Origin of the sequence: Lysinibacillus sp. A1, assembly GCF_000801965.1 — a bacterium.
In the GTDB taxonomy this organism is placed as follows: Bacteria; Bacillota; Bacilli; order Bacillales_A; family Planococcaceae; genus Lysinibacillus; species Lysinibacillus fusiformis.
On the sequence record NZ_JSZM01000017.1, the window covers coordinates 135,873 to 155,923 of the forward strand.

General features: G+C 38.7%; 21 protein-coding genes. 18 read left to right on the forward strand and 3 right to left on the reverse strand.

Annotated elements, in window-relative coordinates; genetic code table 11:
- Nucleotides 1-11: 11 nt before the first annotated feature.
- The 16 genes from atpA (at nucleotide 12) to PI85_RS15315 (ending at nucleotide 13,268) form a co-directional block, all read left to right on the forward strand.
- Nucleotides 12-1,520 carry a F0F1 ATP synthase subunit alpha gene (gene atpA, locus PI85_RS15240; RefSeq protein WP_008180544.1) on the forward strand — a complete coding sequence of 503 codons (1,509 nt, stop codon included), beginning with the start codon at nucleotides 12-14 and terminating at the stop codon, nucleotides 1,518-1,520.
- A 47-nt stretch (nucleotides 1,521-1,567) separates the two neighbouring features.
- Complete coding sequence (gene atpG / locus PI85_RS15245; RefSeq protein WP_008180542.1) at nucleotides 1,568-2,425, forward strand: ATP synthase F1 subunit gamma; 858 nt, start codon at nucleotides 1,568-1,570, stop codon at nucleotides 2,423-2,425.
- A 48-nt stretch (nucleotides 2,426-2,473) separates the two neighbouring features.
- Nucleotides 2,474-3,889 carry a F0F1 ATP synthase subunit beta gene (gene atpD, locus PI85_RS15250; RefSeq protein ID WP_025114766.1) on the forward strand — a complete coding sequence of 472 codons (1,416 nt, stop codon included), beginning with the start codon at nucleotides 2,474-2,476 and terminating at the stop codon, nucleotides 3,887-3,889.
- 24 nt (nucleotides 3,890-3,913) lie between these two features.
- Nucleotides 3,914-4,321: a F0F1 ATP synthase subunit epsilon gene (locus tag PI85_RS15255; protein ID WP_025114765.1), complete on the forward strand. Its 408-nt coding sequence runs from the start codon at nucleotides 3,914-3,916 to the stop codon at nucleotides 4,319-4,321.
- 78 nt (nucleotides 4,322-4,399) lie between these two features.
- Complete coding sequence (locus PI85_RS15260; protein WP_008180537.1) at nucleotides 4,400-4,639, forward strand: DUF1146 family protein; 240 nt, start codon at nucleotides 4,400-4,402, stop codon at nucleotides 4,637-4,639.
- 366 nt (nucleotides 4,640-5,005) lie between these two features.
- A complete protein-coding gene (gene murA, locus PI85_RS15265) occupies nucleotides 5,006-6,319 on the forward strand; it encodes a UDP-N-acetylglucosamine 1-carboxyvinyltransferase (protein WP_036123063.1) in 1,314 nt (437 codons plus the stop codon).
- A 138-nt stretch (nucleotides 6,320-6,457) separates the two neighbouring features.
- Entirely contained in the window at nucleotides 6,458-7,342 is an 885-nt protein-coding gene (spoIID, locus tag PI85_RS15270; protein ID WP_235318493.1) for a stage II sporulation protein D, read from the forward strand.
- 37 nt (nucleotides 7,343-7,379) lie between these two features.
- The gene (locus PI85_RS15275) at nucleotides 7,380-8,057 is read left to right on the forward strand and encodes a M23 family metallopeptidase (protein ID WP_036123068.1); all 678 of its coding nucleotides are present in this window, start codon (nucleotides 7,380-7,382) and stop codon (nucleotides 8,055-8,057) included.
- Nucleotides 8,058-8,213: 156 nt separating this feature from the next.
- On the forward strand, nucleotides 8,214-8,474 hold the full coding sequence (locus PI85_RS15280) for a sporulation transcriptional regulator SpoIIID (RefSeq protein WP_025114760.1): 261 nt from the start codon (nucleotides 8,214-8,216) through the stop codon (nucleotides 8,472-8,474).
- 210 nt (nucleotides 8,475-8,684) lie between these two features.
- Nucleotides 8,685-9,680, forward strand: coding sequence for a rod shape-determining protein (locus PI85_RS15285; RefSeq protein WP_008180529.1), 996 nt, complete (start codon nucleotides 8,685-8,687; stop codon nucleotides 9,678-9,680).
- A gap of 21 nt (nucleotides 9,681-9,701) precedes the next feature.
- Complete coding sequence (locus PI85_RS15290; RefSeq protein ID WP_036123071.1) at nucleotides 9,702-10,535, forward strand: flagellar hook-basal body protein; 834 nt, start codon at nucleotides 9,702-9,704, stop codon at nucleotides 10,533-10,535.
- Between the two features lie 31 nt (nucleotides 10,536-10,566).
- On the forward strand, nucleotides 10,567-11,406 hold the full coding sequence (locus PI85_RS15295) for a flagellar hook-basal body protein (protein ID WP_036123074.1): 840 nt from the start codon (nucleotides 10,567-10,569) through the stop codon (nucleotides 11,404-11,406).
- Nucleotides 11,407-11,448: 42 nt separating this feature from the next.
- Nucleotides 11,449-11,733, forward strand: coding sequence for a DNA-directed RNA polymerase subunit beta (locus tag PI85_RS15300; protein WP_025114757.1), 285 nt, complete (start codon nucleotides 11,449-11,451; stop codon nucleotides 11,731-11,733).
- Nucleotides 11,734-11,788: 55 nt separating this feature from the next.
- Nucleotides 11,789-12,232, forward strand: coding sequence for a 3-hydroxyacyl-ACP dehydratase FabZ (gene fabZ, locus PI85_RS15305; protein WP_036123078.1), 444 nt, complete (start codon nucleotides 11,789-11,791; stop codon nucleotides 12,230-12,232).
- Between the two features lie 151 nt (nucleotides 12,233-12,383).
- Nucleotides 12,384-12,767, forward strand: a complete 384-nt coding sequence (locus PI85_RS15310; RefSeq protein WP_008181355.1) for a hypothetical protein — start codon at nucleotides 12,384-12,386, stop codon at nucleotides 12,765-12,767.
- Nucleotides 12,768-12,875: 108 nt separating this feature from the next.
- Complete coding sequence (locus PI85_RS15315) at nucleotides 12,876-13,268, forward strand: hypothetical protein (protein ID WP_036123080.1); 393 nt, start codon at nucleotides 12,876-12,878, stop codon at nucleotides 13,266-13,268.
- Nucleotides 13,269-13,462: 194 nt separating this feature from the next.
- On the opposite strand, the gene PI85_RS15320 is transcribed toward PI85_RS15315, so the two are convergent.
- A complete protein-coding gene (locus tag PI85_RS15320) occupies nucleotides 13,463-13,888 on the reverse strand; it encodes a YwpF family protein (protein ID WP_025114753.1) in 426 nt (141 codons plus the stop codon).
- 297 nt (nucleotides 13,889-14,185) lie between these two features.
- Between PI85_RS15320 and PI85_RS15325 the strand changes: the two genes are divergently transcribed.
- A complete protein-coding gene (locus PI85_RS15325; RefSeq protein ID WP_036123082.1) occupies nucleotides 14,186-14,584 on the forward strand; it encodes a single-stranded DNA-binding protein in 399 nt (132 codons plus the stop codon).
- Between the two features lie 241 nt (nucleotides 14,585-14,825).
- Here PI85_RS15325 and PI85_RS15330 read toward each other — a convergent pair whose 3' ends face one another.
- Together PI85_RS15330 and PI85_RS15335 are read right to left on the reverse strand one after the other, a co-directional pair.
- Entirely contained in the window at nucleotides 14,826-17,600 is a 2,775-nt protein-coding gene (locus PI85_RS15330; protein ID WP_036123085.1) for a DEAD/DEAH box helicase, read from the reverse strand.
- Nucleotides 17,597-19,171 carry a hypothetical protein gene (locus tag PI85_RS15335; RefSeq protein ID WP_036123087.1) on the reverse strand — a complete coding sequence of 525 codons (1,575 nt, stop codon included), beginning with the start codon at nucleotides 19,169-19,171 and terminating at the stop codon, nucleotides 17,597-17,599. Before PI85_RS15335 ends, PI85_RS15330 begins: the two co-directional genes overlap by 4 nt.
- 205 nt (nucleotides 19,172-19,376) lie before the next feature.
- Between PI85_RS15335 and PI85_RS15340 the strand changes: the two genes are divergently transcribed.
- Complete coding sequence (locus PI85_RS15340; protein WP_036123090.1) at nucleotides 19,377-19,853, forward strand: hypothetical protein; 477 nt, start codon at nucleotides 19,377-19,379, stop codon at nucleotides 19,851-19,853.
- The last annotated feature ends 198 nt before the right edge of the window (nucleotides 19,854-20,051 follow it).

Below are 20,051 nucleotides of genomic sequence, written 5' to 3' on the forward strand. Positions count from 1 at the left end.
AGGTGACATACATGGGCATCAAGGCTGAAGAAATCAGCAGTCTGATTAAACAACAGATTGAGAATTATGAATCTGAACTTAAAGTAAGCGAAGTTGGTACAGTTATCCGTATTGGTGACGGTATCGCTCTTGCTCATGGCCTCGACAACGCCATGGCTGGAGAACTTCTTGAGTTCTCTAATGGTGTTATGGGTATGGCTCAAAACCTAGAAGAAGGTAACGTTGGTATCGTAATCTTAGGTCCATACACAGACATCAAAGAAGGCGATGAAGTTCGTCGTACAGGTCGTATCATGGAAGTACCAGTTGGTGAAGAACTAATTGGCCGTGTTGTAAACCCACTTGGTCAACCAGTGGATGGACAAGGTCCAATCAACACAACTAAATCTCGTCCAATCGAAAGTCCTGCTTTCGGTGTAATGGCTCGTAAATCAGTACATGAACCATTACAAACGGGTATCAAAGCAATTGACGCTTTAGTACCAATTGGTCGTGGTCAACGTGAGTTAATCATCGGTGACCGTCAAGTAGGTAAAACATCTGTAGCAATCGATACAATCTTAAACCAAGATGGCGAAAATATGATTTGTATCTATGTTGCAATCGGTCAAAAAGAATCAACTGTACGTGGTGTAGTTGAAACTTTCCGTAAGCACGGTGCATTAGATTATACAATCGTAGTAACTGCTGCTGCATCTCAACCAGCTCCATTACTATTCTTAGCACCATTTGCTGGTGTTTCTATGGCAGAAGAATTCATGTTACAAGGTAAGCACGTATTAATCGTGTATGATGATCTTTCTAAACAAGCATCAGCTTACCGTGAACTTTCACTTCTTCTACGCCGTCCTCCAGGTCGTGAAGCTTACCCTGGTGACGTTTTCTACTTACACAGCCGCTTACTTGAACGTGCTGCGAAGTTAAATGAAACATATCAAAATGGTTCTATTACAGCACTTCCATTCGTTGAGACACAAGCTGGGGATATCTCTGCATACATCCCAACTAACGTTATCTCAATTACTGATGGTCAAATATTCTTACAATCTGACTTATTCAACTCAGGTGTACGTCCAGCGATTAACGCCGGTCTTTCTGTATCACGTGTAGGTGGATCTGCTCAAATTAAAGCGATGAAAAAAGTTGCGGGTACACTACGTCTTGACTTAGCTGCATTCCGTGAGCTTGAATCATTTGCTCAATTTGGTTCAGATTTAGATAAAATTACACTAGCTAAACTTGAGCGTGGTAAACGTACGGTTGAAGTTCTTAAACAAGACCTAAACAAACCACTTAAAGTTGAAAAGCAAGTTGCAATCCTTTATGCATTAACTAAAGGTCACTTAGATGATATTCCAGTACAAGATATCGTTCGCTTTGAAAGTGAATTCTTAAGCTGGTTAGATTCAAACCACACAAACGTTTTAGATCACGTTCGTACTACAAAAGAGCTTGCTCCAGATGCTGATTACGTAGCAGCTTTAACGGAGTTCAAAAAAACTTTCGCTAAATCAGAATAAGTTCGAGCTAGTCACTTGATTAAAAAACAAAAGGTGGTGAAATACCAGTGGTAAACTTACGCGAAATAAAAGGTCGTATTAATTCTACAAAGAGTACGAAACAAATTACGAAAGCGATGCAGATGGTTTCTTCTTCTAAGTTACGTCGTGCAGAGCAAAACGCTAAAGCGTACGTTCCTTACATGGAAAAAATTCAGGACGTAGTAGGCGCGATCGCTTCAGGAACAAAAGACAGTGGACACCCAATGTTAACTGCTCGTCCTGTTAAGAAAACAGCTTACTTAGTCATTGGTTCTGACCGTGGTCTTGCAGGTGCTTACAACTCAAGTATCCTACGTCAAGTACAACGTACAATTGACGAGCGTCATAAATCTAAAGACGAATACGTGATTTTAGCAATCGGTCGTGTTGTACGTGACTACTTTGTGAAACGTGATCATAATGTCATCAGTGATGTTGTCGGTCTTCCGGACCAACCTACATTTGCTGATATTAAAGAAATCGCTCGTAATGCTGTTGGTATGTTCATTGACGGTACGTATGATCAACTTTATATGTACTATAATCACTTTGTCAGCGCTATTGCTAACGAAGTGACAGAGAAAAAACTTCTTCCATTAACAGATCTTGCACCTGCTAGCAGCAATGCTTCTTACGAATTTGAGCCATCTGGTGAAGCAATTCTTGAAGTGTTACTTCCACAATACGCGGAAAGCTTAGTTTATGGCGCATTATTAGATGGAAAAGCAAGTGAACATGCTTCTCGTATGACGGCTATGAAAAATGCAACTGATAACGCATCTGATCTTATTTCAGACCTTTCATTGCAATATAACCGTGCGCGTCAAGCGGCGATTACACAAGAAATTACAGAAATCGTTGGTGGAGCTGCAGCCTTAGAATAGGCCAGCTTCCCAATGTCGTATAAGAATACGATAGGAGGATACACAGTAATGAATAAAGGACATGTTATTCAAGTAATGGGTCCAGTTGTTGACGTAAAATTTGACAATGGCCAATTACCAGCAATCTATAACTCACTAACAGTTAAGATTGAACGTCCTAATGAAGAACCAACAATTCTTGCATTAGAAGTTGCGCTTCATTTAGGTGATGATTCTGTTCGTACAATTGCAATGTCATCTACTGATGGCTTACAACGTGGAGCAGAAGTAACAGACTCAGGAAAAGCTATCTCAGTACCAGTTGGTGAAGTTACTTTAGGTCGTGTATTCAACGTACTAGGTGAAGTAATCGACTTAGGTGAAGAGATTCCAGCTGACGCTCGTCGTGATTCAATTCACCGCGAAGCACCAACATTCGAAGAACTTTCAACTACAGTTGAAATTCTTGAAACAGGTATCAAAGTAGTAGACTTATTAGCACCATACATCAAAGGTGGTAAAATCGGTCTGTTCGGTGGTGCCGGCGTAGGTAAAACAGTATTAATCCAAGAATTAATCAATAACATCGCACAAGAGCACTCTGGTATCTCTGTATTCGCTGGTGTAGGTGAGCGTACTCGTGAAGGGAACGACTTATTCTTCGAGATGAGCGATTCAGGCGTTATCAAGCAAACAGCGATGGTATTCGGTCAAATGAATGAGCCACCAGGTGCACGTATGCGTGTAGCTTTAACGGGTCTTACAATGGCAGAATACTTCCGTGATGAGCAAGGTGCTGACGTACTTTTATTCATCGACAATATCTTCCGTTTCACGCAAGCAGGTTCTGAGGTTTCTGCCCTATTAGGTCGTATGCCTTCAGCGGTAGGTTACCAACCAACACTTGCTACAGAAATGGGTAAACTACAAGAGCGTATTACATCTACGAACAAAGGATCTGTAACTTCTATCCAAGCGATCTATGTACCAGCCGATGACTATACTGACCCGGCTCCAGCTACAACTTTCGCCCACTTAGATGCAACTACTAACCTTGAGCGTAAATTATCAGAAATGGGTATCTACCCTGCGGTTGACCCATTAGCTTCGACTTCACGTGCGTTATCACCTGAAATCGTAGGCGCTGAGCACTATGCAATTGCTACTGGTGTACAACGTACAATCCAACGTTACCGTGAATTACAAGATATCATTGCAATTTTAGGTATGGATGAGTTATCTGATGAAGATAAACAAACAGTAGAACGTGCTCGTCGTATTCAATTCTTCTTATCACAAAACTTCCACGTAGCGGAACAATTCACTGGTCAAAAAGGTTCTTATGTACCTGTAAAAGAAACTGTTCGTTCATTCAAGGAAATCCTTGATGGCAAATGGGATCACCTACCAGAAGATGCTTTCCGTCTAGTTGGTTCAATTGATGAAGTAGTTGAAAAAGCGAAAAGCATGGGCGTAGAGGTTTAATACTAGGGACGAGGAGGAAAAAATATGAAGACAGTTCTAGTCAATATTGTCACTCCCGACGGCCCGGTATACGATTCTGAAGTATCAATGGTAATCGCTAAAACAACTTCAGGAGAAATCGGTGTTCTTGCAGGCCATATTCCAATGGTTGCTCCACTTGCAATTGGTGCAGTGAAGCTGAAAAAAGCAGACGGTTCTACTGACATTGTTGCTGTTAGCGGTGGTTTCATTGAAGTTCGTCCAGAAAAGATCTCTATTTTAGCGCCTTCTGCTGAAGTTGCTGTAAATATTGATGTTCAACGTGCAAAAGAAGCCGTTAAACGTGCTGAAGGACGTCTTCAAGGTAAACAAGACAACATTGATTTCAAACGTGCTGACCTAGCATTAAAACGTGCGTTGAATCGTATCAACGTTCATGAGGGTAATATCTAATTCATTTTTAACGGGCAGATATAGCATCTGCCCGTTTTTTAAAGTGCTTGATATTAAAGGACAGTTGGAGGGGGAAAAATGGAGCTTTATGAAGCAATAGGACAAGAAGCTTTATTGGGTATATTATCTCATTTGTTTTTTATAGCTATTACATTTTACGCATTACAGGCTTTTATGACAGAAAAATTATTCAAGAAGAATAGAGTATTTCAGATTCAACTTATTTATATTTTATTGAGTATTACAATTGGTTCTGCTGTATCCAATTTCTTTCTACAAATATCTAACTGGTCTGGAAAACTTCCATACTTATTTTAAAGCCTCGACAATATCAATTCGAATCTTACACCTCAACACTACATACTTCAAAGGACTTTATAATAACATTTATGTGGCCCTTTGAACTATGTATAAAAAAACTTCTAAAAGTTGTTTTTTGTTCATACATCTTTGGGTATGTATTAGAAGCGAACTGGTTATTGGTCATTCACAAAAAAAATTTGATAGCGTACAATAAATAAATAGCAAAATATCTAATAATGCCTTAAAATAGTGATTTGGACGCTTGAATGGGCGTTAAAAAAGTTGTACTATAGAGTTGTTTGTTTACTGATTATGACATTATACTTCTTTATTAAAATAAAAATTCGGTAGGTTAATAGATTGAATTCGGAGGGACATAGGGTGGATAAAATAATAGTGACTGGCGGCCAAAAACTACAGGGAAAAGTACGTGTAGAGGGCGCAAAAAATGCAGTGTTACCAATCCTGGCAGCAGCTTTACTTGCTTCAAAGGGAGAAAATGTAATTAAAGAAGTCCCTAACTTAGCAGACGTCTTTACAATAAACGAAGTACTTAAAAGTTTAAACGCAGCAGTTACATATATACCTGAAGATAATGCCGTATATATAGATGCAACAAAAGAACTTTCTAGTGAAGCACAGTTTGAGTTTGTTAGTAAAATGCGTGCATCTATTTTAGTAATGGGATCATTGCTTGCGCGTAATGGTTATGCTCGTGTTGCGTTACCAGGAGGATGTGCAATCGGTTCTCGCCCAATTGAATTACACTTAAAAGGTTTCGAAGCAATGGGGGCGAAGATTTCATTTGGTCATGGCTATGTAGAGGCAAAGACAGAGGGTCGTTTAAAAGGAGCAAATGTATATTTAGACTTCCCAAGTGTTGGGGCAACTGAAAATATTATGACAGCAGCATCTCTAGCAGAAGGGACAACTGTGATTGAAAATGCTGCAAAGGAGCCTGAAATCGTTGACCTTGCTAACTTCATTAATAGTATGGGTGGTCGTGTAATTGGTGCTGGTACAAATACGATTCGTATCGAAGGAGTCGATACATTATATGGAGTAGAGCATCATATTATTCCCGACCGCATTGAGGCTGGTACATTTATGGTAGCAGCAGCTATTACTAAGGGTGATGTGGTCATCGAAAACGCAGTTCCTGAGCATATGACAGCTTTGATTGCGAAGATGCGCGAAATGGGCGTAGAAATTATAGAATTGGATGAAGGTATTCGTGTACGTGTTCCTCAGACATTAAAAGCTGTAGATATTAAAACAATGCCACATCCAGGCTTCCCGACAGATATGCAATCACAAATGATGGCCTTAATGTTGACTGCAGAAGGTACGAGTATCATTACAGAGACCGTATTTGAAAATCGTTTTATGCATGTTGAGGAGTTCCGTCGCATGAATGCGGGTGCTAAAATAGAAGGACGCTCTGTGTTTATTGAGGGGCCAGTACAGCTTCAGGGTGCTGAAGTAATGGCAACGGATTTACGAGCTGCGGCTGCACTGATTTTAGCAGGTTTAGTATCAGAAGGAATTACACGTGTTACAAAGCTTCACCATTTAGATCGTGGATATGTTGATTTCCATGGTAAATTGGCTTCTCTTGGGGCAAATATTGAACGTATTACGGATGAAGAAGTTGTGACAGCTGAAGACATTTCTGTTGAATTACCTACAAACTAATATGATGTTAAAACCCTTTGCTTACAGTAGCAGAGGGGTTTTTTTATTTCTCATAACTAAATAGTATCAAGCATATTATTCCTTATGAAAAAATGGATGATTAGTATAGGTGTCCTTTGTTTATTGGGAGCGTTATATGTGCTTCCTGTTTTAGGGGTAAGCGAAAGACGGGAGGAAGTGCAACCTCCAACAGCGGATGAAAAAGCTTGTGAACTATTTATAGAAGTGGAGGGACAAAAGGAAAAAATCCCTTTAGAGACGTATATAACCGGGGTAGTAGCGGCAGAAATGCCTGTTTCTTTTAAAAAGGAGGCATTGAAGGCACAGGCAATTGCAGCACGTACTTATGCATTAAAAACGACAAATTACGGTAAAAAAGCAATCGCACCGACTGTAGCAAAGCAAGTTTTCTATGATGAGAGTCAAAGAAAAGCGAATTGGGCTAGCAATTTCCTGGGAAATGAAAAGAAAATTGTCGAAGCCATCAATGAAACGAAAGGACAAGTTCTTCTTTATAATAATGATTTAATTACAGCTATGTTTCATTCAACAAGTAATGGACAAACTGAAAGTGCCTACGGCTATAGTGGAAATAATATTCCATATTTGCAAAGTGTTGCAAGTGTTTCAGATCAAACATCTCCTAAATTTGAGGCAGAGCAAGAGTGGTCGCTAGCACAATGGAATAAATTATGGCCAATACAATGGCAAGCTAGTGATTTTAATCGTATACAGCTATTTTACAATGACTCAGGGCGTGTGGAGCGTCTACAGTTAGGGAATAATGTTTGGACAGGGAGAGAGGTTCGAACGTTTCTTGGAATACCATCCACTGATTTTTTAATTGTTTATAATGGTAATACTAGAAAGGTTCATGTAAAAACTAAAGGATATGGTCATGGAGTAGGAATGAGTCAATATGGGGCAGAGGCTATGGCAAATGAAGGGAAAACTGCTGCTGAAATTTTACACTATTATTATCAAGATATTGAAATAAAAAAAATAGATGCATGTTTAAAATAACTTCTAGTTGTTCACACTGCAACTAGAGGTGATGAAAATGAGAGAGGATAAAAATAATAAAGCTTCTCAAAACCAGAATCCAAATCAAAAGGAAAATGGTCAGTTACAAAAGAAACCATGGTTTTGGCCGGTAGTTTACACAGGTGGTGCACTAGTTCTAGCAGGATTGTTATTTGGTTACAATAGTCTCGTATCTAAAGTAGAAGAGGCACCGTTACCAGATTTAGCAGAAGTTGATTCAGGTCCTGTTGTAGAAACAAATGCACGTACTGAAAACATGATGTATCCATTCAAAGAAGAGAGCCTTAGTAAAGTACAAATCTTACAAGAGTTTTATGAGCTAGAAGCGAATGAAGAGTCTCGTGAAAATGCACTAATGGTATTTAATCAAACATTTACAACGTCTTCTGGTATCTCTATTGCTATGAATGGAGAAGAATTTGAAGTACTAGCTGCAATGACTGGTAAAGTACTAGAAGTAAAACTAGACGCATTTACAGGCAATAAAATTGTCATCGAGCATCCAAATGGCATGCAAACACATTATAGCTCTGTAAAGGATATCGCTGTAAAAGAAGGCGATGAGGTTACTCAAGGTCAAGCTTTAGGAAAAGCGACTGATAACGAGTGGAATCAAGCGGCTGGCGTCCACATGCATTTCGAAGTAGTTGAAGACGGAAAATATATTAATCCGAAAAAATTACTAGCTTTTTAATTCTAAAAGCTAGTAACGCATAAAAAATCAGCATTTTATTAGGAAAATGCAAAACGTGTTCTGAATAGCTTTGTCCTCACATAAGGTGAAGAAATGCGCAAATGTGCATCTGATTGCCAAAGCATTTTGTGAAATTGTGTGGAAAGGACGAAGAACGTGCATGAGCACATTCGGAAGCGCTGCATACGCCTCGGTGAATTACTGATTGAGACGCGTGAGACTGTGCGAGTCCTCGCGAAAATGACTGGTTATTCAAAAAGTACGGTGCACAAAGATTTAACAGAGCGATTACCAACAATTCATGAAGGATTAGCTGACCAAGTGAAAGAAATACTCGCCTACCATAAGGCCGTACGTCATATTCGCGGAGGAGAAGCAACGAAAAACAAGTGGAAAGAAAGAGCGAGTCAAGATTGATTCGTTCTTTTTTGTTGTGTGAACAGGCATAAAATAAGTTTGTATAAGGTAAAGTAATACTATATTATTGCCGTCCAGAACGTGAAAAGAAAGCAGTCTTTATCATTAAATTTAGGGTGAAATTACCAATAGAATATGATAAAATATTCTAGATAAAGAGATAAAATGAACGTTATGTAGTTGGAACTGGCGGGAAGGAGAAATTATAAAATGTTTTCGAAAGATATCGGCATTGACTTAGGTACTGCGAACGTATTAATCCATGTTAAAGGTAAGGGGATTGTCCTAAATGAACCATCTGTAGTGGCTATTGATAAAAAGACAAATAAAGTATTAGCGGTAGGGGAAGAAGCTCGCCAAATGGTAGGGAGAACGCCAGGTAATATTACAGCAATTCGCCCACTCAGAGATGGAGTCATTGCAGATTTTGATGTGACTGAAGCGATGTTAAGACATTTCATCAATAAATTAAATGTCAAAGGATTTTTAGCAAAGCCACGTATTCTAATTTGTTGTCCAACGAATATTACAAGTGTTGAGCAAAAGGCAATTCGTGAAGCGGCAGAGAAATCAGGCGGTAAAAAAGTATATTTAGAGGAAGAGCCAAAAGTAGCAGCGATTGGTGCAGGCATGGATATCTTCCAACCAAGCGGAAATATGGTAGTTGATATCGGCGGTGGAACAACAGATATTGCCGTTCTTTCAATGGGTGATATTGTCACAAGTGAATCCATTAAAGTGGCAGGGGATGTGTTTGATAACGATATTTTACAATATATTAAAAAAGAATATAAATTGCTAATTGGTGAACGCACAGCAGAAGCCATCAAAATGACAATCGGAACAGTTTTCAAAGGTAGTCGTAATGATACAATGGATATCCGAGGTCGTGATATGGTGACAGGTTTACCACGTACAATTTCTATTCATTCTGAAGAGATCGAACGTGCATTACACGAATCTGTAGCAATGATCGTTCAATCTGCAAAAAATGTTTTAGAAAAAACACCACCGGAGCTATCGGCTGATATCATCGATCGCGGCGTTATTATTACTGGTGGCGGAGCACTTTTACATGGTATGGACCAACTATTAATTGAAGAATTAAAGGTACCTGTCTTCATTGCTGAAAGACCAATGGATTGTGTAGCTATTGGTACAGGCATTATGCTCGAAAATATAGATCGTGTACCAGCGTCCTTATAAAATTAAAATGAGGTGATCTCTTTGTTTAAAGGTTTTTATACAGTTGCAACCGGTATGATCACGCAACAAAGAAGAACAGAATTACTATCCAACAATTTAGCTAATGCGAATACACCGGGATTTAAGGCAGACCAATCAACGATTCGTTCATTTCCAGATATGCTGATGTCTAGCATCGGAAAAACAAATGCGCCTGCCAATCAACAAGCTGGTGCCGAATATATGAATCAAGTAGGCGCATTAAATACGGGGACATATTTACAAGAAACATTACCAAATTACATACAGGGCCAAATCTATAGCACGGATTTTACAACAGATATGGCATTGATTGATGGAAACTTACCACAAAATGAAGAGGGTGTATCTGGCTCAATATTCTTCAGACTCGCACATCCAGATGGTGGAGAAGCCTATACACGTAATGGTAATTTTACTTTGGATGGCCAAGGCTATTTAGTAAATGGGCAAGGCCTTTATGTGTTAAATGATGCTGGACAACGAATCCAGTTACCTAATGATGATTTTCGCCTCGATGAAAGTGGCGCCATTTACGTTAATAATCAGCAAGTAGCGCGAGTAGGCGTATCATATGCTGCCAATCCGAATATGCTACAGAAACAAGATAACGGTCTTATTCGAACAGAAAATGGCGTAAACCTGCCATCAGCCTATGGAGCGAATGGTGTTTCCTTTACACTACGACAAAACTTCTTAGAGGGATCAAACGTAGATTCTGGTCGTGCCATGACAGATTTAATGACAGCGTACCGAGCATTTGAAGCCAATCAAAAAGTATTACAAGCTTATGATCGCAGCATGGAAAAAGCTGTTAATGAAATCGGTAAAATTTAATGGACGAAACAGAACAGGAGGCTTTTTATAAATGCTACGTACAATGATTACAGCAACTAATACAATGGGCCAATTACAAAATAAACTTGATACGATTAGTAATAACATCGCCAATAGCAATACAACAGGCTTTAAAGCGAAGGAAGCATCTTTCAATGAGTTACTCTATCAACAGTTTAATAACGACAAATTGGATCGTGCTGAGCGACAAACACCTGTTGGTATTCGCTATGGATCAGGCGCAATGCTTGGCCAAATTAAATCCAATCAAAAGCAAGGTTCTTTGCAAACGACTAATCGAGATTTAGACTTAGCCTTTACAACAGCAAAACAATATTTCAATATTTTAATGCCAAATGGTGAAAATGGAACCGAAACAGTGTATACTCGACAAGGTGACTTTTATTTATCGCCGCTAAATAATGGAACAGTTATGCTAGTAACGGCTGAGGGATACCCAGTGGCAAATGCTGCTGGACAAGCTATTACATTACCAGATAATGTGCAAGGATTTTCAGTACGAGATGGTGGTATACTAGAAGCATCTTATCCAAATGGCGATATCATTCGTACGGATTTAGCGGTTACTGAATTCCAAAAACCGCAACTAATGGAACATGTTTCAGGTTCTTATGTTGGATTACCAGACAACCTTGCTGAACTTGGCTTTACACAAGCTGAGGTTCTAACAGAGCTAGTAGGTGCTAATCGTCAGCAAATTGGCATGCAAGGTGGTACTTTAGAAATGTCCAACGTTAACCTTTCGAAGGAAATGACAGAACTAATTCAAACACAACGTTCCTATCAATTCAATGCAAGAACGGTTACATTAGCAGACCAAATGCTTGGTCTTATTAATGGTATTCGATAGGAAGTCATCCTAAAAAGCAAGGAATGAAGAGGAGTACAATTTATGACAAACGATTCACGTCGACGTTCTGTGCCGACACAAGAAACCGATACGCAACCAGAAAAGAAAGAACGCCGCTCAAATGGAGAGCAACGCGAGGTTCGATGGGTGCAAATCCGACTGATTCCGATTTGGTTACGCATTGTAATTGTTCTCATCTTAGTTGTTGCTGCCGCAACGTTAGGCGCAATGGTTGGCTTTAGTGTTATTGGAGAAGGAAATGCTATGGATATTTTCAAAAGAGAAACATGGCAACATATATTTGATATTATGCATGGTAAAGAATAATTTTATTCTTTACCTTACTTTGTGTATACATACTTTATTTTGAGGGGGATATGACATGTTAACAGCAGAGCAAATTCAAGCAATTTTACCACACCGCTATCCATTTTTATTTGTAGATCGCATTATTGAATTAGAAGAAGGAAAACGTGCAGTAGGCTTAAAGAATGTTTCTATGAATGAGGATTTCTTTAATGGGCACTTCCCAGGATATCCAGTAATGCCAGGTGTGCTAATTGTAGAGGCATTAGCACAAGTAGGTGGAGTAGCTCTTTTAAATGCAGAAGAATTTAAAGGACGTTTGGCATTTTTAACGGGTGTTGATAACTGTCGTTTCAAACGTCAAGTAGTACCTGGAGACCAACTTAAATTGGAAGTGGAGTTTGTAAAACTTCGTGGTTCGATGGGTAAAGGACATGGAATAGCAACTGTAGATGGAGAACTTGTATGTGAAGCCGATATTCTATTTGCAATTGGACCTGAGCAGCCAAAGCAAGCATAATTTGCATTTATAGACCACAAGATATAAAATAGATAAAGTCAAGTCAAAAAAATTGAGACTAGTAGGTTCTTAAATTGCGATGGCGATTAAGCGATTGTGAATTGAAATAGATGTAATTTTTAGGTTTTACAAACGTAGGAGGATTATTAAGATGTATAAGGAATTGTCTTCAGGTATTAAAATTAGCATTACTCGTTCTATTTCAACATCTTTTGAAACATACTTAGCAAGTATTGGTTGGGATGAAGAGCGCTTTTCTATGGAAGACTTCATTGCAAGCTGGCAGACTTATTTCCAAGAGAATGCAGCATGGATTGAAAAAATTCCAGCCGAAATATTGATGAGTGCAGAGTTTCATGAAGAGATGGCACAAAAAATTGATGAGGTCATTGCCAAAATTTTAAATGAAGAACCAACAGCACAGCAAGTTGAAACAATCGAGGCATTGCAAAAAGAGCTAGGCACAGACTATAGCTATGACTGTAAAGCAGAAGCAGCATATATTGAACAGTTATTAAAAGAAAAACAGAAATAGTTTGAACAAAAATCGGATAGTTCCCTCCTTTCTCGGGCAATCTATGTTAGATCACAAATACACATGATGTATTTGATGACATAGTACCAAGAAAGGAGGTTTTTTGCTATGTGGAAAATGTCATTTTTAACCATTATTCTGGCTACTGTATTCCTTGGAGGATGTAACTGGGGAAATAATGCAGTTGAAGATCATCCTGTGAGAGACGCAGAGAATGACGTTCGTAATGGTGTGGATCGTGTCGAGGACGCATTGGATCCGAATAATCGAGACGATGCATACGATCGAAATGTAAATGGTGTTGAACGAGGTACTGTAAATGAAAATACAACATTACCTGAAGCAACAACGCCTGGGTCAAATGCTGATATTAACAGCACAAATGGCTATGACAACGTACCAAATGCGAATGGCGTAAACGGTGTTGAGCGTAATGACAACATGGTGGATGAAAAAGCCAACGACACTGAGAAGTATCGTGATGGTATGAACAATCGATAATATCAAAAGAGTGTTTCCTATATGGAAAACACTCTTTTTTTATGAGTCAGGGAAGCGGAGTAACTATATAAATATAATATTTTACGCTACTCATGATCTTGTTCACTAAAGACCTGTGCTTACAAGCCCACATCTAACAGAAAAATTTCCAAGATTGTACAAGCGTTAAAAAACGATGCAAAAATTTTGCATCGTCAGTCATTCTTTAATTTTGGCCGCTGTTTCATATCTTTTGTAAAGCGTTCCAGTAAATGTTCTAAAGAAACACCTTCAGCTAGTAGTTCAGAAAGTAATTGTTCAGCATATTTAGAGCGTTTTATCTTGAGTGTACCTTTTAAAAGTACGGATACATGGTCACCGATTTCTTGAACAGTATGTACGATTACCTGGAAAGGAGCGGGTTCATTATCGGGAAATGAAATAACGGCACGTACATTAAAAATAGTAGCATTCGCTAAGAGCTCATCAAAGGTTGAGCGATATTGTTTTTCCATAAACAATTCGAGTACCCAAGACTGATGGCTATTTTCCTGATTAATAATAATGCCATCGACTAAAGGGAATGGTTGCACGCCATCTTTTGTGACAAGGTCAAAGGAAAGCATTTTAAATGTTTTCATTATGTATATTCCTCCTAAGTCTGTCATTCTTTTAGTATAACACATACGGCTACGGTTGTTGGTCATACGCACCTGCTCGTTAATCTCAATAAATGCGAAATTGCTGATTTCATGAAATAGCATTTGCCATTACTGCCTAAAGCATTCTGGTGAAAAAATAAGAAATAAAAGAAAAATAAAACAGGTAATTTACCTATTTTATGCTGAAGAATTGATGCAAATTATCACTTTCTGATTTTGCTAATATTGGAATCGTTTTGTAAGATGAGAGCAATCCAAAGCAAAGGAGGTGAATGAATGAATCAAGTCGGACTGGTCGGAAGGTTTACGAAAGATCCGGTATTACGCTACTTATCTGGAAATCGTGTGCAGACTCATTTTTCACTTGCCATTAATCGCAATTTCAAAAATAATCATGGGGAAGTAGACACAGATTTCATATTCTGTACAGTTTGGGGAAGGCTTGCAGAACATATTGTCAAGTATTGCGGGAAAGGCTCATTAATTGGTGCAAACGGCCGTATTCAAACTAGGTCATTTGTAAATGAAGAAAACACTAAAATTTTTATGACAGAAGTAGTGGTCGAAGATGTTCATTTTTATCAGCTTAAACAAAGGGACAGTGGCGAAGCTTCAATTGTGACGCCACCTCCTCCGAATGAACAGGAAGACTTAAAAGACTTTGTACTGCCATAGCATGCTACATACGGCGCAGGAAAAATTATTGTCTGATCCGCCATTCTCCTTAATCTTCTTGCACCGTTGTAACAGAAAGGAATGATGTGGACTAACTTTTACTGAAAAGTTGCTGTAGACCGCACAGCAATGAAATTTTTAACACAACTGAATATGTTTATGAAGTAAGTAGGGAAGAGAAGAGAAGTAAACATGGTTCCACTGAAAAAGCGCCAAGAACTTTTGCCCTTGGCGCTTGTCATTAATATATATCTAATGAAATGAGGTCACGAAGTTCTTGATCCTCTAATTCAGTCAACCACTGGCTTGATTGAATAAGTTCTTCAGATAGTGCTGATTTTTGCGCTAGCATTTTATCTATCTTTTCTTCAATTGTGCCAAGTGTTACAAATTTATGGACTTGCACAAATTGTGTTTGACCGATGCGATAAGCACGATCGGTTGCTTGATTTTCGACAGCGGGATTCCACCAGCGATCTGCATGTAAGACATGATTAGCAGCTGTTAAATTAAGTCCTGTTCCACCTGCTTTTAAGGAGAGAATAAATATCGGGAAATCTCCTGCCTGAAACGCCTCTACTAAGCGGTCTCGTTGCTGCTTAGGCATGGCACCGGTTAAAAAAGGTGCATCTACATTGTATAATTCACTTAAACAATGCTGTAGCAATTGTCCCATTCCGATATACTGTGTAAAAATCAGACATTGCTCGCCATTGTCCACAATTTCAGCCGCCATTTGCACAATGCGCTCTAGCTTTGCCGAACGTGCAAGCATTGTTTCGGCATCCTCGAAAGGTTCCTTTAAATATAGGGCAGGATGATTACATAGTTGCTTTAATTTACTGAGCATTTTTAAGACGCGTCCCTTTTTTTGAAAGCCTGTTAACTCTTCTAGCTGATCAAGCGTCTCTAAAATATAGCCTTCATAAAGAGAAGCTTGCTCGGCTGTTAATGGACAATACTCATTTGATTCTAGCTTATCTGGCAAGTTCAGCTGCAAATGCGGATCACGTTTTGTCCTACGTAATAAGAATGGTTGAATTTTCGTGCGTAGCTTTTGTTTATGGGATTCAGATTCATCTCGTTCAATGGGCAATATAAATTCTTCATTAAAGCGACCAAAGCTACCTAAATAGCCTTTATGAATAAAATCAAAGATAGCCCAAAGCTCAGATAAACGATTTTCTACAGGCGTGCCAGTCAGTGCAATGTGATGATCACCCAGTAATTTACGAATGGCTTTTGATTGTAAGGTCTGCATGTTTTTTATATTTTGAGCTTCATCTAATACAACAGTTGCCCAGTCAATATCCTGTAAAAATTCAGTATCCTGTGACACAGTGCCATAGGTTGATAAAATGACATGTGGCTGATCAATCGATATCATTTTTTTGAAATCATCATCTTTTGCACGGTTAGTTTGGTAATGAGTATGGACAATTAGTGAAGGAGCGAATCGAGCAAGCTCCTTCTGCCAGTTACCAAGCACTGAGGTTGGGCAAATAATAATGGATGGTTTTGTATAATCAGCTATTGCTTCATATATATGAAGTAAATAGGCTATCATCTGTACTGTTTTACCAAGACCCATATCATCGGCTAGACACGCACCGAAACCTTGCTGACGCATAAAGACTAGCCATTCAAAGCCATCAATTTGATAAGGACGTAATTCTGTTTGTAATGACTCTGGAATTGGCACAGCAGGTAAACCCTTTTTATCTAAGAGCTGTTCCATATAAGCCTTTAACGATTGTTGTATCTCCAATGCAAAGATAGGATCATCCCGAAGCGCATCTTCAGCATCCTCTTCTTCAAGAGGTGCAGATAAATCCTCAGGCAATTCTCTGAATAATAATTCTCGGACAGTCCAGCTCTCATTTTCTGCCTGCTGCATTAGAGCACGCATTTCTTGCATCCAGTTAGCGTCAACACGGAACCATTCTGTTCCTATTCGAATAAATTCACGCTTTTCCTCCACTAACTTTTTAAATAGCTCAGGCGAAATGGTCTGTCCATTCATTGAAAATTGCCACTTGAACGTTAAAATATCATCTAATCCAGCGACTTTTTTTGTGGATGCATTGCTAGTTGTGACACGGACACGGAATTTGGATTGTTTTAAATCCTTTAGCCATGCAGGAAGTACCACATCAAAGCCAAGTGCCTGTAATCTGGCAAGATCCTCACGTAAAAAAGATCGTACCTCCATGTCTTCAAGTGTCACACGAATAAAGGTTTCGCTACTGATCGCATCTTTAGATAGTAGATCGGCTATTTGTTGTTGTTGCTGCTCAATTTCAGTTGCAAACATTTGCCATTTTGTAGGTAGAGCATCTTCGATAAGTAATGACTGCTTACGAATGGCAGGTGTCCAGTAATTTTTTGTTGTAGGGGTACTAAGGACCGTTTCTAATAGCCAAACATCTGAATCTTCTTCTGGCTCACTTAATCGTAAAGACACTGTAATCGCACCAACTTGGCGAGTTTGATCTAATGGCCAGCCACCTCGCAAGAAAAAGGGCAATAGCTTTGGTAAATCAGAAAGTATTAGGCCAACTTGTGAAAGTTTTTGCTGTACCGCCATTTCTAATAATGCAGAATCTATATTCTCTATAGGAAAGGATAGTGAAGAAAAATCCTTTGCAATGACAGCATGTGACCAAAGAGAGGGCTCCTGCCAATAAGCTTGTAACGCCAATACTTTACCGAGCCATTCTTTACTATCTTCATTTACACCAACCCAGCTGATAAAGGGATGTTGATAGCTTAATGAAAAAATATCAAGAAGCTCAGCAGTGGACACCTCGATTGTTAAATCAGCCTGATTGGTTAGTAAGCCGTAGATATTTGCCTCATACGTAAAGAACAATGAAGATTTGAATGTTTCTACGTCGATTGTTGTACCATTTGCAGTAAAGCCCCGCAACGTAAAATATCCTTCCCGAGCTACATCAATACGAAGCTGTTGAGTTTTAGAAAAAGGGGAAGGAGCATTGGCATTTATTGTCATCATACTAAGTTTCCTTTCTCGATTTCTTCCTGTAACGCACGGAGTCGCTTATATTCTGAACGAATTGTTTGTATATACGTTTCAAAATAAGCCATTTTACCAGCCCGTTTTGCGGCACTACGCATACTTTTCCAAATGCGCACTGCCTGCTTATAATTCATGCGTGATTTTTGGGCAATTTCCGCCATGGCATATACGTGATATAAAGGTAAAACCGTAGCGGGTTCAACTTGTAACACATCCTTTAATCCACACATCTCTAAATAAGATAGTGAAGAAGGATTTAATTGATGAAGAGCTGCCCAATCTCGATAACGTCCTTTTTTAATTAAGAACGAAGAGAATGGTTGAAGGCCGTAGACTCCAAAGGCGCTGTATAGAATGGCTTCCTCTTCCTCGGTAAGCTGTATTTCATCAAATAAAAGCTGAAATTGACGAACATAGTGAGCGCGTTGTACCACTGGAACGACTTCCTGTAAAAAGGCTTCTGTCATTGGCAGTATTGCTCGTAAAATAATAGCCATCGCATGTGATTCGCCAGCACGTTGAGCAAATGTAGCGAGTTCAAATAGATCTTGTATATGTTGCAATTTAATATGTGTCAAACTTTCAAGCAGTAAGTCCTCTTTTTGTAAGAGTACATAAAATAATAACCTTAATGATTCTAATGATATTTCTGCTGAAAGGTTTTCAAGATTATTTATATAATCTAATTCCTGCTCACGTCGAGGCTTTTCATAAAAAAGCACCGCCCAAAGTAGCATGTACAGGCGAAGTCGATTTGGAAATAGTCCATGTCGTTCTAATAAAAACGTCCGTACTTCCTCTTGAAGAGCATCATAAAACGGATCAGTCGCGAAAAGTCGAGACCGATTAGTCAGCTCTGTAAGTATGCTCTCAAACGATTGACTGCTTTGATCAATAAAGTATTTCATATAAGGTGAATCCAATGAATGACCAGGTGTTTCATTTAAATGTCGCCAAATCGTATTGAAAATAGCTAACTCCATATACAGTTTATAAAGAGGTTGCCATTCACGCTCAAAAGGCATATGTCGACGAAGACGCTCCAAGGCATCAGTCCTTATAGCAGAAAGGCCATAGCCTTCTAAAACGCGACCTGGTGGCAATAGTCGTTTCATTACTTCCTCAACCATCATGGACCAACTTTGTGGGCTACGTTCATCAGCTAATGATTTTAACTGGACAGATTTTTGAGCACGCCAAGCACTCGACCAATTTTGAACTGAATCAAAGTACTGGTAGAGAGCAAGTAAAGTACCTACCTGATGTCGACACCATTTTGGGTGAGGACAGCTACAGCGTAGCTCTTCCTTGGTGAAATCAATTTCAACAGAAGCGGGTCTGACATCCTGGACAGTTGCATATAATATAGAACTGGCTCCATTAAAACGGTCAAAAATAATTGACTTATTTCTAACCGAAAAGACAGCACGACGGACTAGTTCTTCATCTTCCGTAGAGGAAGGATGTAAATCATGTTCAGCTTCTTTTAATTTAGTTAACACGAATTCTTGATGCTCTTTAGCCAATTGCGATATTGACAATGCCATCACCTCACTCCTTTCTTCATATATGGCTATGTTGAATATGGATTAATTGTAGTAAAGGAAAAAAGACTGTCCTTCCATTATACGATTAAAATGAGGCAATGATAAGCTGAATGATCAGAAAGAAAGAAATTGATTCAAAGATAGTTAACAAGACTTTTGATTTGTGTTAAAATCTGAATAATCAGATAATCGGGAGGGATGAAGGATGATGCAAGTTCAATACATGAAGCCGTTTTATACAAAAATTACTGGAGACAAATTACGTCTCGTATTTGCTTATCAATATTTCTCTATTTTAAAAGAGAATGAGATTTTCCATTTCATTCCCATAGAAGGTAAAGAGATGATTATCAACATGAAGACACAACAAATTGAAAATTTATCTGAGGTGTTTGTATTCCAAAAGGGCAATCGATTTATTCGATTACCACTTTATCAGCTACTCCTTATTACGAACGTCCATGATCATCTGGCACCTATACTCGAAAGCGCAACACCAAAGCAACAACTTCCGCTTGTATCGACTGTGACTGTAGGCGAAATTGATCAACTTATTGCAGAGATTGAAAATAAAAATCTAGATAACTTAATCGATCAAGCATTATTAGAGAACAATAAATCACTCTTTTTTAATCTATTACAGCAAAAGAACCATCACCTTGGGGGTTTCAAAATTGAATAGATGGTATGCCCATTAAGCACCCACTTTTCTTACTAGAAAAAAGGGGTGCTTTTATTATCCAGGATAGGTCAAAAGTTTAGCGGAAAGAATAATTTTTCTGCAAATAGTTAATAAATCCCGATATATTGGAAACTATTCCCGAACTAAATATTAAAAAAATGGAGGATAGACCGATATAAGTGACAGAAGGTGGTGAGT